Consider the following 12,635-nt stretch of genomic DNA (forward strand, 5'->3'; position numbering starts at 1 on the left):
AATTTTATATGAATATGAAATCTCGTGTCTTATAACGGGAGCGACGGCCTCTAGCCCGCCGTTATCCCAAGTCCCTGGCGCAAGGTATTCACCAGCAGCTTGTACAAACCATCGACCGCTTTGGAGCGCCGCGATTCCTTGCTGCGGTACACGGCCACCTCCATCGGCGCCAACGGACCCAGGCCGTGCTTGCTGCCCAGCACCTGCAAATGCGGCGGGGCACTGCACTGGGTCAAAGCCGCCACCGCCAGACCGCTCTCAACGGCGGCAATCTGGCCTGCCAGGCTGGAGCTGTTGTAGACCACGCGGTGCTGGCGCCCTTGCTGGGCCAGCGCATGCAGCGCGCCGCGCCGGGCCAGGCTGGCCTCTTCGTACACGGCAATCGGCAGCGGATCGCGCCGCCAGAGTTCAAAATGCTCCGAGCCCACCCAGACCATCGGCTCGTGAAACAGCAGACTACCGCGCCGGGCGTGGTCGCGCGAGATAAGGGCCAGATCCAGCTCGCCGGCCGCTACGCGCGGAATCAGTGCGGTCGATTGCTCGCAGCTGAGGATGATCTCCACACCGCTATGGCGAGGCGCAAAGCGCCTGAGAACGGGAGTGAGGTACTTGGCGGCATAGTCATCGGGGACGCCCAGGCGCACATTGCCTTTGAGTTCCTCGCCGTGCAGCGCCCACTGCGCTTCACTGTGCAGATCCAGAATGCGCCGGGCGTAGCCCAGCAGGCGCTGGCCCTCTGGCGTGATTTGCTGGCTGCGGCTGTCGCGCTCCAGCAGGCGATGGCCGACTGCCGCCTCAAGCTTTTTGAGCTGCATGCTGACGGCGGACTGGGAGCGGTGCACCTCGCCCGCCGCGCCCGACAGCGATCCGGTGTCGACCACTGCGACAAAGCACTTGAGCCAATCCATCTGAAGGTCTTGCGAGGTGGCAGGCATGGGTTTTCGAAAATCGAATAGCTGATGCGAGAATTATGCGCTTTTCGATGGATGGCCTGCGCCGCACACTGGCAGCCATGAGCCGATACCCAGAACCAGCGCAAATGGCCGCTACAAGCATTGACCACCCCTCACAAGCTGCATCCCGTAGCCCGGGCGATGCCTTTGGCGGCGTGCTGCCGTTTGTGCTGGGCAGTACGCTGCTGGGCAGTATTGGTATTTTTGTGCACATGGCGCAGGCCGGTGCGCTGACGGCAACCTGGTTCCGCTGCGCCTTTGGGCTGCTAGGCTTGACGGCCTGGCTGCTGTGGCGCGGGCAACTGCGCTTTTTGCGTCTGGGCCGGGGCAGCGCGGGATGGGTGTTGCTGGCCAGTGGCCTGATGGTGCTGGGCTGGGTGCTGTTTTTTGCGGCGATGGAACGCATCTCTGCCGGGGTGGCCGTGGTGCTGTTCCATATGCAGCCAATGTGGGTGCTGGTGCTCGGTGCCTTCTGCCTGGGGGAGCGGCCAGGCCGCCAACGGGTAGTTGCCGTGGCGGTGGCCATGCTCGGGCTGGTGCTGGCCACCGGGGTCTTGCAGCAAGCCGCATCGCCGCATGCCGCACAGCCGCAGTACTGGTGGGGCGTGGGCATGTGCTTGCTGGGCGCGTTCTTGACCGCGGCTGTCACTGTCATGGCGCGCCGCCTGAGCGCGCTGCCTGCCGGCGTGCTGGCCTGGTGGCAATGCGCCATCGGCACCGCCGTGCTGTGGATGGCGCCCGCCATGCAGGGCTGGCCGGCCTGGGGTGCCAGCTGGGCCTGGCTGGCTGCGTTGGGCCTCGTGCATACCGCCACCGCCTATGCATTGATCTACACCGGCATGGCCAGGCTGCCCACGGGGCGCATTGCGGTACTGCAGTTTGTCTACCCGGCCATCGCCATCCTTGTGGATTGGCAGTACTTTGGGCACCGGCTGGGGGCGTGGCAGATGGTCGGGGTGGTGGTGATAGGGGTGGCTATTGGGTATGCGGAACGCCGGGCATCCGCTAAAACCGTCTGATCGTCAGGGGCTAGCGTCGCTTGTTCTGCCACACCAAGACAGCAAAGCCAAGCCAGGTCAAGACCATGGGGATCAGTGACCAGATGAGCGCGTTTGACTTGCTGACGATCGCGTAAAGCGCTGCACCCAGTAAAGCGCTCAGCAAAACATGGAGCTGCGGACGGTTACGCGCCATTTTGGCTACCACATAGCCTGAGAGCCCAGGCGGAAACAACAGGAACAACAGGATCAGAAAAGCGGGCGCAAATCCGTAGAAGGGGGTATCGGGCAATAAGGCGGTTAGCAGCGCAAACGTGATTTTCTGCAGTACGAGTGCGATCGCACCATAGCTCACGGCAAACGCGACCAGGATCGCTTTGAGGTCAATGTTGAAGAGCATCTCTATCTGTAACGTTGTTGCTTTCGGGACCGCATGGCCTTCATCACACACTGTGAAATGCCGATGCCTTGTAGGGATCGACAACATTCTGGGTCTTCAGCAGCCTGTTTTGACCGCTGGGTTGCCTGCATGCCACGTTGTCCTCTCAAGAGAGATAGCTGTCAATGCGATCAATGGTCGGCAAACATCCGCGCACAAAGATAGTCCACCAGCGCCCTGACTTTGGGCGCTGCATGCCGGCCTGCAGGCCACAGAATGTGGAACACCCCGGTGCGCTCCGCCAGCCCAGGCATGACCTGCAACAGCCTGCCATCGGCCAGCGCATCGCGGATCGCAAAGTCAGGCAGGCAGGCGATGCCGCGTCCCCGCAGCGCAAAGCAGGCGCGGGTTTCGATGTTGTTGCAGACCATCGAGACGGGCAGGTTGACGGGCTCGCCGCTGTCGGGCGGCGGTAGCGGCCAGGCCTCCAGCTTGCCGCTGTGGGGCCAGCGGAAATGCATGCATTGGTGGGCTTGCAGGTCTTGCACCTGCCGGGGCATGCCATGGGCGGCGATGTAGTCCGGCGACGCCACCAGCAGCATCTTGAAATGGCCGAGCTTGCGGGCCACCAGGCGCGAATCGGCCGGCTCGCCGGTGCGCACCACAGCGTCAAAGCCTTCTTCCACCACATCCACCAGGCGGTCGGAAAAATCCAGGTCCAGCTGGATGTCCGGGTAGTCGCGCATGAAATCGGCCAACACCGGCAGCACCAAGGTACTGACCAAGGGCAGGCTCACCCGCAGCCGCCCCCGGGGTGCAGACGAGGCTTGTGACAGCTCCGTCTGTGCCGCCTCGATCTCTGCCAGGATGCGCCTGCTGCGCTCCAGCAGCAGCAGGCCTTCGGCCGTCGGGGTGATGCTGCGGGTGCTGCGGTGGAACAGGCGCACACCGAGCTTTTCCTCCAGCCGCGCCACGCTCTTGCCCACGGCGGATGCAGAAATGCCCAGCAGCCGGCCAGCCGCTGTAAAGCTGCGGGTTTCGGCCACCTGCACAAACACCGTAAATGCGTTGAGGCTATCCATGCGTTTCACCTGCGTTTCTGGACCGGTGTCACGGCCCATGATTGCGGACATTGCAGTCCTGAAAGTGCGGAACTCTATCCTAGTTTTTCTGGGATCGCTGGCTGCCTAAGCTGATGCCTGTGTTCCAACCAAGGTAGCGATGCGATGGATTTATCAGTTTCAGACATGCACCACAGCCGTGTACAGCCGGGTGTTTCTGGCGGGGCGGCGCAGTGGGCACTGGTCGCCCAGGTATTGAATACCGCCCTGGCCGAGCAGCGCCTGGTGGGGGCCGTGGTGCTTGTCTACCAGCATGGGCTGGCGCTATGCCGCATCGCAGCTGGCTGGGCGGACCGGGAGGCCCGCATCGCGATGGCCGAGGATACGGTGTTTCGCTGGGCCTCCGTCAGCAAGCCCGTTGTCAGTGCGGCGGTCATGCGGCTGGTAGCCGATGGGCGAGTGGACCTGGACGAGCCTATCACCACCTGGCTGCCGACCTTTCGCCCCCGCTTGCCGGACGGGCGCGAAGCGCGCATCTCCGTGCGGCAGTTGCTGAGCCATACCGCCGGGCTGGGCTACCGCTTTTTTGAGACAGACGACCAAGGGCCTTATGCCCAAGCGGGGGTATCCGACGGTATGGATGCCAGCGGCATCGACCTGCAGGAGAACCTGCGCCGCATCGCCAAGGTGCCGCTGCTGTACGCGCCGGGCACCAGTTGGGGTTACTCGTTGGCGGTGGATGTGCTCGGTGCGCTGATCGAGGCGGTATGCAACACCCGCTTGCCGCAGGCGGTAGAGGCGTTGGTGACGCGCCCCTTGGGCATGGCCGATGCCGGCTTTGTCTGCCGGGATGCGGCGCGCCTGGCCACGCCCTATGTCAACGGTGGCCCGGTGCCCCATCGCCTTCGAGAGGGCGAGGTGGTGGCCCCGTTCGAAGGCACGGTGGGCATCGTCTACAGCCCGTCTCGCGCCTTGGATGCAAGCGCCTTTCCCTCTGGCGGCGCCGGCATGGTCGGCACGGCCGATGATCTGCTGCGCCTGCTGGAAGCGCTGCGCAGCGGCCAGGGCGGCTGGCTGCCCGAGCACCTGATCGCCGAGATGGCACGTGACCAAACCCAGGGGCTCGAACTGGCCGCTGGCCCGGGACTGGGGTTTGGTTTGGGCTTCTCGGTGCTGCGCGATCCCGCGCTGGCGCAGTCACCGGAATCGCCCGGCACCTGGCGCTGGGGCGGCGCCTATGGCCATGCCTGGTGGGTAGACCGGCCCCGAGGGCTCACGGTGGTGGCGCTGACGAATACCTTGTACGAGGGGATGTCCGGGCGGTTTGTGACGGAGTTGCGGGATGCCGTCTATCAGTGCATCCCGCGGTGACCGCCTAAGACTTCGTAGCGCATGAGGTAGGGATCTTCTTTTCAGCGATGTACCAGGTTTGCGGCGCAGTCCATCTCAGGAACGTCACGCGCATACTGCTGTACCACTGGCTTTATCGCATACAGATATACAACGCCAAGCGCTTGCCAGAGGCCGAAGACATCGCATTCTTGTCCAAGGCCAAGTCCTCACTCATGGGCATAAACCATCGGCACGAAGGCCACACCATGGAGCCGCTGTGGGCCAGCCACGGCAACAAAGCCCAAGCGTTCATAGACCGGGACTGCATGCAGAGAGGCGTTGACCGTGAACGTGGCGTGGCTTGACTGATGCATGGCATGCAGCCAAAGGGCGCGAGCGATTCCCCGGCCTTGGGCATCCGCCCGCACAAACAGATGGTAGACATGCGAGCCGTCGCGCAATGCCACAATGCCACACAATCCGGCTGCGTCCTCTGCAACGTAATGCTTGAATGGCGAGGAGCTGAGCCGCTCAGCGTAGGCCGAGGGGCTCAGTCCTGCCATGAAGGGAGCGGCCTGCGCAGAAGCCGGATCAGCGAGGAAGTAATGCGCCAAGCCGGTGACAAGGTGGCTGGCCGCTTCTGCATCGAACGCGGTTGCTTGACGAATGGTGAAATTCATAGGTGCTCAGGACGGATCCACAGACGCGGGGTTTCGCAGGGACTGGCCTTCAGCCGGCCCCCGTGCAGGCTGCCCGCCGCAAAAGCCGCTGATCTGGCCGGCACACAGGCTCCCCATTGCCAGGCTGCCAAAAATCCATCGCATCAGGGTTGACCGTCGTGTGTCTCGCTCACCCCTGCAAGGGCCACCCAGGGCCGGCGCCGTTTCGTCCAGATCTCCCGCTGTGGGGTTCCCAGCGCATCGCGTTGCTGGAGGACGCCGGTGCGCAGCGAGTAGGCCTGCGGATTCTCCACGGCACAGGCATACAGCGGGCTGCCACAGGTCTCGCAGAACGCCAGATTGCGCTTGGTACCGCTGGCAGTCGTCTTGGCGAAGGTGCGCGGCACGCCCTTGGTCAGTTTGAAACCGGCCGCCGGGGCAGAGATATTGGCTCTGAACGCTGAGCCCGAGTGCGTTTGGCAATCGAGGCAATGGCAGACCGTCATGCTGCCTGGTTGCACCTCTGCCTCAAATTCAATGGCGCCGCATAGGCATCGGCCTGCTACTTTCATGCGCATCCTTTTTTAGAAACGCCGTCGCAGTGGCGTTGATACGTTGGTCAGGGCTAAGGATGACCCAGGCTTTGCAGTCGAGCTCATCACCCCAGGTTCGGCAGGTCAGAGGTCCACAATCACCAGAATGCCCTGGCTGCCGGATAGAACAGCATGAGGAACGCCCGCCTCGGCAATGTACATCTGACCCGCTTCCACACACAGGGCCTGGCCGGCCACTTCCAGCATCATCTGGCCACTGACGACCAGCAACGCCTCGTCGTAGTCGTGCACCTCTTCGCCATAGGGCATCTGATCCATGCGCAGCAACTTGATGTTGGACGCGCCCACTTTGCCCAACACGGTGGAACGCCACGCAGCGGGCAGACCATCGGCGATGGTATGGAGGTCAAATAAGGACATGCTTGTCTACTTTCCAGTCTCGATCAACCAGCAGCCACCATCCGTGCGCGTCGCAAGCACCGCAGATGCGCTGAAAGAACCAACTTTACCCCAAGGGCGCATCGGTTTCGTGCGTGCATTTATTTTGATGATGTGCCTATCACCTGCGTCACTTTTAGGCGGGTCAGCAGTTGCCCGGTGCCGGCGTGATAAAGCGCCTCACTGGCACGATCCAGGGTAAACACGAGGGTGGAAACAAAGGGGTAGAGCTACATTTCGATAACTAATCCACATTTGCGAACGAGGCAGCCATGCGCATCCATCTGAGCCGGATCCATTCTCGCGGGGTTCCGCTGCTGGCGGCATCGCTGGTGGCCCTTGCAGGCGTCATGGCGGCGCCTTCCGCCTTTGCCCAGGCTACGCGAACCTGGGTGTCCGGGGTCGGGGACGACGCCAATCCCTGTAGCAGAACGGCGCCCTGCAAGACTTTTGCCGGAGCCATCTCCAAAACTGCCACCGGGGGTCTGATCAACAGCCTTGATCCCGGTGGGTTTGGTGCAGTCACCATTACCAAACCTATCTCCCTGGATGGAGCAGCGTCTGGCACCGCAGGCGTGCTGGCCGCTGGAACGAACGCCATCATCATCAATATCGACCCGGCAGTCCACGCCAATGGCACTGTGGTTCTGAGAAATCTGAATGTCGAAGGAGCGGGCTCGGGCCAGTCCGGGGTTCAGGTCCGCCGCGCGTCCAAGGTGGTCATTGAGCACACCCAGATTCAAGGCTTTCAGACGGGCGTTGAAGTGCAGAGCGGCGCCAATGCGCAGTTGCTGGTGCAACGCGCTGACATCGTGAACAACAGCACCGCAGGCATTTCATTGAGCGATGCCAACAGCAAACTCTATCTCTCCGACTCCTCGTTGTTTGGCAACGCCACCGCGTTCAGCATCAGCGCAGGCAATGTGACGACCTATAACAATAATCGTCTGGAGGGCAATACCAGCCCCAGCACGCCCACCGCAACGCTGTACGAGCGCTGAGCAGCAGGGGATCGTCATGGCATGTCCTCGACACTACCGGCTTGGCAGCGGCACGGCGCTGGTCTTGCTGGCCGGCATCCTCACCCCTGCTGCGCACGCTGCAGAGCTGGTGGTCAATGGCGGCTTTGAGCAAAACGCCGGCGCAGGTTCCATGGGCTTTAGCGGCTGGCAGGCGATGTCACAGCCAGGATCGCAGGGCGGCTTCTATGCCCAGCAGGGCAGCCAAAGTGCGCTGACGCCTGTCGCCGTCGCCGCGCCGCCCCAAGGGGTGTTTGCGGCGATGTCCGATCAGCCCGGCCCTGGCGCGCATGCGCTGTACCAGGACATCGCCATTCCGTCAGGCAAGAGCGCAACGCTGAGCGTGCAGGTCTATCTGCAAAATGCCGCTGCTCCTTCGGTAGCACCCGCGACCCTCGACTTTCTGACGGTGCCCAACCAGCAGGCACGTATCGACATCATGGATCCGGCAGCGCCCTGGAACGATGTGGGAGCAGGTGTCCTGGCCAATGTCTTTCAATGGTCTGGCGGCGCAACCGCTGGCGGTTACCAGAGCATTCAGTTGGATGTGACCGCCTATGCAGGGCGCACGATTCGTCTGCGGCTCGCCGAGGTGGACAATCGCCAGAGCCTGTTCTTCGGGGTGGACGCGGTCAGTGTCATCTCCTCCGATGTCACGCCTCCGGCGAGTGTTGGCGCAGACAGGCAAGGCAATACCGTCACCCTGACTTTCCCTCCCGTCGCATCCACCCCCACCGAGACCGTCACGGGCTACCAGGCGCAGTGCGTGCCCGCGGGCGGAGGTGACACCATCACGGCCACCGGCACGCAGTCCCCCATCGCAGTCTCCGGCTTGGTGCCAGGCGTGGCTTACACCTGCACGGTGGCAGCGCAGACCAGCGTGGGCAGCGGGCCAAGCAGCCCACCGGTCACGGTGCCCGGTTCGCCTGCGGCAGCAGCGGCCCCCATACCCGCCTGGAGCCTGCTCAGCACGCTGCTGGCGTCGTTGCTGGTGCTCGGCGGCGTGGGCTTGGGTGCCCGGCGCAGGGCCGTGCGTGTTCTGCGGCGCTGACAAGCCTTTGCATACCGCTTGCCCAGCCGGGTGACGATGAACTGTCCATGGGCGCGTTGCGCATCAGGGCGCCATTCTGCAAAGGGCGCCAACGGAGCTGCCTCACAGCGTTAAAAGCCTTTGCAGCATCCACAGGTTCAGCGACACGACGAGGGCTGCACCGCTCCACAACAGTATCGACATGGGCCGGCCAAAGGTCAGCGCTCCCAGTGCATTGCGGCGGGTCGTGAACATCAGCAGCGGCACGATCGCAAACGGCAGCTGCATGCTGAGGACCACCTGGCTGAACACCAGCAGCGCGCTGGCGCCCTCGTTGCCGTACCAGGCGGTGGCGATGACGGCGGGCACGATGGCGATAAGCCGGGTCAGCAGCGCCCGCATCGCCGGCGACAGACGAATTTGCAGAAAGCCTTCCATCACGATCTGGCCCGCCAAGGTGCCCGTTACCGAAGCGCTGAGGCCCGAGGCGAGCAGGGCGGTGCCAAACACTGCGCTGGCGATGCCGACTCCCAGGATAGGTGACAGCAAATGGTAGGCGTCTGACAGCTCGGTGACGGGGGGTGTTCCCGGGCGGTTAAAGGCACCCGCTGCCACGACCAGGATCGCGGCATTGACGAACAGCGCCAAACCCAGCGCCACGGTGGAGTCGATCGTAGCGAAGCGGATCGCCTGGCGTGTGCCCTCCAGGGTCCGGCTGTGTTCACGCGTCTGCACGATGGCCGAATGCAGATACAGGTTGTGCGGCATGACCGTCGCGCCAACGATGCCGACGGCCAGGTAGAGCATCTCCGGGTTGGCCACGATCTCCGAGCGCGGAATGAAGCCGGACAGCACCGTGGCGAGCGGCGGGTGCAGCCACAGCAGCTGGGCGCCGAAGCAAATGCCGATCAAGGCCACCAGCGCGATGACGACTGCCTCCAGCGCGCGAAACCCTCTACTTTGCAGCGCAAGAATCAGCATCACATCGACCACCGTGATGCATACGCCCACGATCAGTGGCAGGCCAAACAGCAGGTTCAGGCCGATGGCCATGCCCAACACCTCGGCCAGGTTGCAGGCCACGATGGCGACCTCGCAGAAGAACCAGAGCACCAGGTTGATGCGCGGCGGAAACTGTTCGCGGCAGGCCTGGGCCCGGTCGCGCCCGCTGGCCAGACCCAGCCGTACTGCGGCTGCCTGGAACAGCATCGCCATCAGGTTGGACGCAAAGATCACCGCCAGCAACGAATAGCCAAACTGAGATCCGCCCGCAATCGAGGTGGCCCAGTTGCCGGGGTCCATGTACCCGACCGCCACCAGATAACCGGGCCCGGCAAAGGCCAGCATGCGCCTTGCGTTGGCCGACCAGCTGGTGCCGCCCGGCACCGCAATGCTGCGGTGAACCTGGGGCAGGCTGGGGATGCCTGACTTCACGCTGTCTGGATCCGCTTTGCCTGAGGCCTCTGGCTTTGGCATGCCCCCTTCGTTGTGGAGGGGGCTGCAGGTGGTGAAGGCAGGTGGCGGCATGGTCGCTCCCTATCTGGAGGCCGGTGCCAGGTGCAGCGCAGCGGAAGCGGGTGTTTCAGCTGGCCCCGCAGCGATGGCGCCGTTTAAAAGTGCCAGCACATCCGAGGTGACAATGGCAAGTCCTGCCAGGACGATCAAGCTCCCTACACAACGGCGCAGCAACGTGGCGGGTCTCAGCCGCCGCGTCTTGCTGGGGGCCGTTGCTTGCGAGGATGGAGACAATATGGACTTCATCGCAACTCCTAGGCAGAGAAACACCGGTCTCAGATCCGTCTTGCGGCATTCCTGCCCCGGAAAGGGGCAGGTTGAACTAACGCGTCAAGCGTGGGCGGTGCTCATCACCAGCGCACCATTGACGCCTGCCGGAAAGAAGCCGCCCTTGGTGGCAGAGTCCTTGGTCAGGTAGACGATGTTCAGCACGTCGCCGGGTGAGCGGCTGTAGGCAATGCCGTCGGCATCCAGCGGCACGATGTTGGAGGTGCTGTCGTCCCCGGTGATGCCCTGGTCCACATCGGAGGAGCCGTCGAGGCTGTCGCGCGCATCCGAGATGGCGCCGGCTGCCGAGCGCAGCGCAGGCGTGGCGAGGCCCTTGGCGTAGAGTACCGTGCGCACCAGACCTGCGTGGTAGGCCTCGGCAGACAGAATGCCTGCAGCAGCTTCCAGGTAGGTCTTGTTGGTGATCAGCGGCGAGGCGCCCTTGTAGGCGGTCACCCCCACGTCCTCGAAGATAAACGCGCCGAGCAGGAAGTTCTCGTCACTGGCATAGGGATCGAAGGCCACGCCCGCACCTACCAGACCGGCTGCGCGTGCGGCCACCGAGAAGGCCCCGTTCGGGTCGGTGCCGCCGATATCGATCTGTGGCTGCGCGACCGCTGCAGAGCCCAGCGCCTTGCGCAAAAAGGCCACATGGGCCACCTCATCCTGGGCAATCTCCTTGGCGTACTGCGCGACCAGCGGGTCCTTGAAAGCCACCGCCCGCCCGCCGGTGATACCGCCCTGCGTACCAGTACCGGACTGCATATTGGCAGGCAGCCCGGTGCCAAACACGGCGTAATGGTAGAACTGCGACTCCAGGTATTCCAGGTTCAGCGCAAAGTTCAGGATCTCCAAATCGGTCGGGCCGTTGTTCTGCGCATTGGCATCACTGCCACCACCCCCGCAAGCCGTCAGGATGGCACCGCCTGCCATACCCGCTGCCATGCCTCCGGTCTTGCGGAAGAATTGACGCCGGTCTTCCAATTTCCTGGCCCGCTGTTGCAATACACCTATCAACACTGATTCGTCAGACATGTGATTTCCTTTCGAGTTGCGCTAAACGCGCCTACCTACAGAGGAATGCGCCGTCACGCGGAGGGCACACGGTGCAGCAAGAAGCAGCTCAGCACCAAATCCTTGTCAGTGGAGACGGAGGATGTCGACTCTTGCTACTTGCGGTGTACGCAGCAGGTGGCAAGATGGATTCACCAATGTTGGCGTCTTTACAATTCGCCGCTTCTTTCCAAATCGTCGGGAGGAGTGGGGGATTACCAATTTTTGGATTGCTGGGTCTAGAAGGCTGTGACACCAACGACGGCCTGGACGGCATCCAGGAGCCATCGGCTGCGCTTGCCTGTGCTGGAGCTGACCAATGCCGGGCTGAACGACAAGTGCACACTGTTGCAGTTTTGGATGGGGTACCCAACGAGCCGATGGTTGACCGCTGTTAGGAATTTCTTAACCCGTCTTTGTACCTTTGTCTGCCTCAATGCTTGCCGAGATCGACCGTCTGCACCAGAAAATCAAGAAAAGCGCGCACGCGCAGCGGCAGATAGCCGCCTTGGCCGACATAGACGGCGTGTACCTCTTCGATATCGCCCGGATTGCAGTCTTCAAGAACCGGTAGCAGGCGGCCTGCGGCCACGTCCTCGCGTACCTGGAAGGCAGCCAGACGCGCCAAACCCAGCCCCGCCAGCGCCAACTGGCGCAAGGCTTCGCCGTCACTGGCCTGCGCATTGCCATTGATGGGAAGGACGGTATCTTCACCAGCGTGCCGCAGCGGCCAGCCCGGTTGCGCCCGGGCATAGTTTGCGCCCAGGCGGTTGTGGTGCTGCAGTTCCTGCGGCGTGGTGGGCATGCCATGGCGGGCCAGGTAGCTGGGCGCCCCCACAATCAGCATGCGTGTGCCGCCCAGCTTTCGCGCCACCAGGTTGGAATCCTTCATCGGCCCGGCACGCACGGCCACATCGGTACGCTGCTCCAGGATGTCGATCACCGCATCGGTCAATACGATATCCAGGGTCACGTCGGGATGGGACGCCAGAAAGGCAGGCGCGAGCGGCAGCAAAAAATGGTGGCCGAAGGGGACGTTGGCATTGACACGCAGCCGGCCGCGCGGCGCAGTGTGTGTACTGGCGCAATGCTCTGCCTCTTCAAGATCGGCCAGGATACGCACCCCGCGCTCGTAGAAAACGCAGCCTTCGGGCGTGAGCTGGAGCTGCCGGGTCGACCGGTTCACCAGCCTGGTGCCCAGCCGCTGTTCCAGGCGCGCTACCAACTTGCTGACCGCAGAAGGCGTCATGCCAAAGGCGCGCGCAGCGGCGGAGAAGCCCCCCGATTCGATCACGCGCACAAATACCTCCAGTTCGCCGGACCGATTGACTTCCAGACGCGCCATGCGGGCCTCCTTGATGAGATCAATTCACAAAT

General features: G+C 63.2%; 13 protein-coding genes. 4 read left to right on the plus strand and 9 right to left on the minus strand.

The features are described 5' to 3' along the window. Window positions 1–50: 50 nt before the first annotated feature. A complete protein-coding gene (locus tag ACCQ08_RS13420) occupies window positions 51–935 on the minus strand; it encodes a LysR family transcriptional regulator (protein WP_373450067.1) in 885 nt (294 codons plus the stop codon). A 104-nt stretch (window positions 936–1,039) separates the two neighbouring features. Between ACCQ08_RS13420 and ACCQ08_RS13425 the strand changes: the two genes are divergently transcribed. Then, window positions 1,040–1,972: a DMT family transporter gene (locus ACCQ08_RS13425; protein WP_373450068.1), complete on the plus strand. Its 933-nt coding sequence runs from the start codon at window positions 1,040–1,042 to the stop codon at window positions 1,970–1,972. Between the two features lie 10 nt (window positions 1,973–1,982). Here ACCQ08_RS13425 and ACCQ08_RS13430 read toward each other — a convergent pair whose 3' ends face one another. Together ACCQ08_RS13430 and ACCQ08_RS13435 are read right to left on the minus strand one after the other, a co-directional pair. Further along, window positions 1,983–2,438 carry a hypothetical protein gene (locus ACCQ08_RS13430; protein ID WP_373450069.1) on the minus strand — a complete coding sequence of 152 codons (456 nt, stop codon included), beginning with the start codon at window positions 2,436–2,438 and terminating at the stop codon, window positions 1,983–1,985. A gap of 83 nt (window positions 2,439–2,521) precedes the next feature. Then, on the minus strand, window positions 2,522–3,412 hold the full coding sequence (locus ACCQ08_RS13435; RefSeq protein ID WP_373450070.1) for a LysR family transcriptional regulator: 891 nt from the start codon (window positions 3,410–3,412) through the stop codon (window positions 2,522–2,524). A gap of 165 nt (window positions 3,413–3,577) precedes the next feature. Between ACCQ08_RS13435 and ACCQ08_RS13440 the strand changes: the two genes are divergently transcribed. Further along, on the plus strand, window positions 3,578–4,762 hold the full coding sequence (locus ACCQ08_RS13440; protein WP_373450071.1) for a serine hydrolase domain-containing protein: 1,185 nt from the start codon (window positions 3,578–3,580) through the stop codon (window positions 4,760–4,762). Window positions 4,763–4,950: 188 nt separating this feature from the next. Here ACCQ08_RS13440 and ACCQ08_RS13445 read toward each other — a convergent pair whose 3' ends face one another. The 3 genes from ACCQ08_RS13445 to ACCQ08_RS13455 all read right to left on the minus strand — a co-directional run bounded on the left by ACCQ08_RS13445 (window position 4,951) and on the right by ACCQ08_RS13455 (window position 6,356). Next, on the minus strand, window positions 4,951–5,403 hold the full coding sequence (locus tag ACCQ08_RS13445; protein ID WP_373450072.1) for a GNAT family N-acetyltransferase: 453 nt from the start codon (window positions 5,401–5,403) through the stop codon (window positions 4,951–4,953). A gap of 143 nt (window positions 5,404–5,546) precedes the next feature. After that, window positions 5,547–5,954: a GFA family protein gene (locus ACCQ08_RS13450; protein WP_373450073.1), complete on the minus strand. Its 408-nt coding sequence runs from the start codon at window positions 5,952–5,954 to the stop codon at window positions 5,547–5,549. A gap of 105 nt (window positions 5,955–6,059) precedes the next feature. Then, on the minus strand, window positions 6,060–6,356 hold the full coding sequence (locus ACCQ08_RS13455; protein WP_373450074.1) for a cupin domain-containing protein: 297 nt from the start codon (window positions 6,354–6,356) through the stop codon (window positions 6,060–6,062). Window positions 6,357–6,646: 290 nt separating this feature from the next. On the opposite strand from ACCQ08_RS13455, the gene ACCQ08_RS13460 reads away from it, so the two are divergent. Both ACCQ08_RS13460 and ACCQ08_RS13465 read left to right on the plus strand, forming a co-directional pair. Then, window positions 6,647–7,375 (plus strand): right-handed parallel beta-helix repeat-containing protein, encoded by a 729-nt coding sequence (locus ACCQ08_RS13460; protein ID WP_373450075.1) that lies wholly within the window; start codon window positions 6,647–6,649, stop codon window positions 7,373–7,375. A gap of 16 nt (window positions 7,376–7,391) precedes the next feature. Further along, complete coding sequence (locus tag ACCQ08_RS13465; RefSeq protein ID WP_373450076.1) at window positions 7,392–8,444, plus strand: fibronectin type III domain-containing protein; 1,053 nt, start codon at window positions 7,392–7,394, stop codon at window positions 8,442–8,444. A 102-nt stretch (window positions 8,445–8,546) separates the two neighbouring features. Here the strand turns inward: ACCQ08_RS13465 and ACCQ08_RS13470 are convergent, their stop codons facing one another. The 3 genes from ACCQ08_RS13470 to ACCQ08_RS13480 form a co-directional block, all read right to left on the minus strand. Next, window positions 8,547–9,899 (minus strand): Nramp family divalent metal transporter, encoded by a 1,353-nt coding sequence (locus ACCQ08_RS13470; protein WP_373450077.1) that lies wholly within the window; start codon window positions 9,897–9,899, stop codon window positions 8,547–8,549. Between the two features lie 369 nt (window positions 9,900–10,268). Beyond that, window positions 10,269–11,240 (minus strand): ferritin-like domain-containing protein, encoded by a 972-nt coding sequence (locus tag ACCQ08_RS13475; RefSeq protein WP_373450078.1) that lies wholly within the window; start codon window positions 11,238–11,240, stop codon window positions 10,269–10,271. Window positions 11,241–11,691: 451 nt separating this feature from the next. Next, window positions 11,692–12,603, minus strand: a complete 912-nt coding sequence (locus ACCQ08_RS13480) for a LysR substrate-binding domain-containing protein (RefSeq protein ID WP_373450079.1) — start codon at window positions 12,601–12,603, stop codon at window positions 11,692–11,694. Between the last annotated feature and the right edge of the window lie 32 nt (window positions 12,604–12,635).

Source organism: Comamonas sp. SY3, from assembly GCF_041730275.1.
In the GTDB taxonomy this organism is placed as follows: domain Bacteria; phylum Pseudomonadota; class Gammaproteobacteria; order Burkholderiales; family Burkholderiaceae_C; genus Comamonas; species Comamonas sediminis.

Excerpts from the sequence above, each read along its gene's own strand:
- ACCQ08_RS13460 (WP_373450075.1), top strand. The coding sequence starts at position 6,647 with ATGCGCATCCATCTGAGCCGGATCCATTCTCGCGGGGTTCCGCTGCTG.
- ACCQ08_RS13475 (WP_373450078.1), bottom strand. The coding sequence starts at position 11,240 with ATGTCTGACGAATCAGTGTTGATAGGTGTATTGCAACAGCGGGCCAGG.
- ACCQ08_RS13465 (WP_373450076.1), top strand. The coding sequence starts at position 7,392 with ATGGCATGTCCTCGACACTACCGGCTTGGCAGCGGCACGGCGCTGGTC.
- ACCQ08_RS13470 (WP_373450077.1), bottom strand. The coding sequence starts at position 9,899 with ATGCCAAAGCCAGAGGCCTCAGGCAAAGCGGATCCAGACAGCGTGAAG.
- ACCQ08_RS13435 (WP_373450070.1), bottom strand. The coding sequence starts at position 3,412 with ATGGATAGCCTCAACGCATTTACGGTGTTTGTGCAGGTGGCCGAAACC.
- ACCQ08_RS13425 (WP_373450068.1), top strand. The coding sequence starts at position 1,040 with ATGGCCGCTACAAGCATTGACCACCCCTCACAAGCTGCATCCCGTAGC.
- ACCQ08_RS13455 (WP_373450074.1), bottom strand. The coding sequence starts at position 6,356 with ATGTCCTTATTTGACCTCCATACCATCGCCGATGGTCTGCCCGCTGCG.
- ACCQ08_RS13420 (WP_373450067.1), bottom strand. The coding sequence starts at position 935 with ATGCCTGCCACCTCGCAAGACCTTCAGATGGATTGGCTCAAGTGCTTT.
- ACCQ08_RS13450 (WP_373450073.1), bottom strand. The coding sequence starts at position 5,954 with ATGAAAGTAGCAGGCCGATGCCTATGCGGCGCCATTGAATTTGAGGCA.
- ACCQ08_RS13430 (WP_373450069.1), bottom strand. The coding sequence starts at position 2,438 with ATGTTGTCGATCCCTACAAGGCATCGGCATTTCACAGTGTGTGATGAA.
- ACCQ08_RS13445 (WP_373450072.1), bottom strand. The coding sequence starts at position 5,403 with ATGAATTTCACCATTCGTCAAGCAACCGCGTTCGATGCAGAAGCGGCC.
- ACCQ08_RS13440 (WP_373450071.1), top strand. The coding sequence starts at position 3,578 with ATGCACCACAGCCGTGTACAGCCGGGTGTTTCTGGCGGGGCGGCGCAG.
- ACCQ08_RS13480 (WP_373450079.1), bottom strand. The coding sequence starts at position 12,603 with ATGGCGCGTCTGGAAGTCAATCGGTCCGGCGAACTGGAGGTATTTGTG.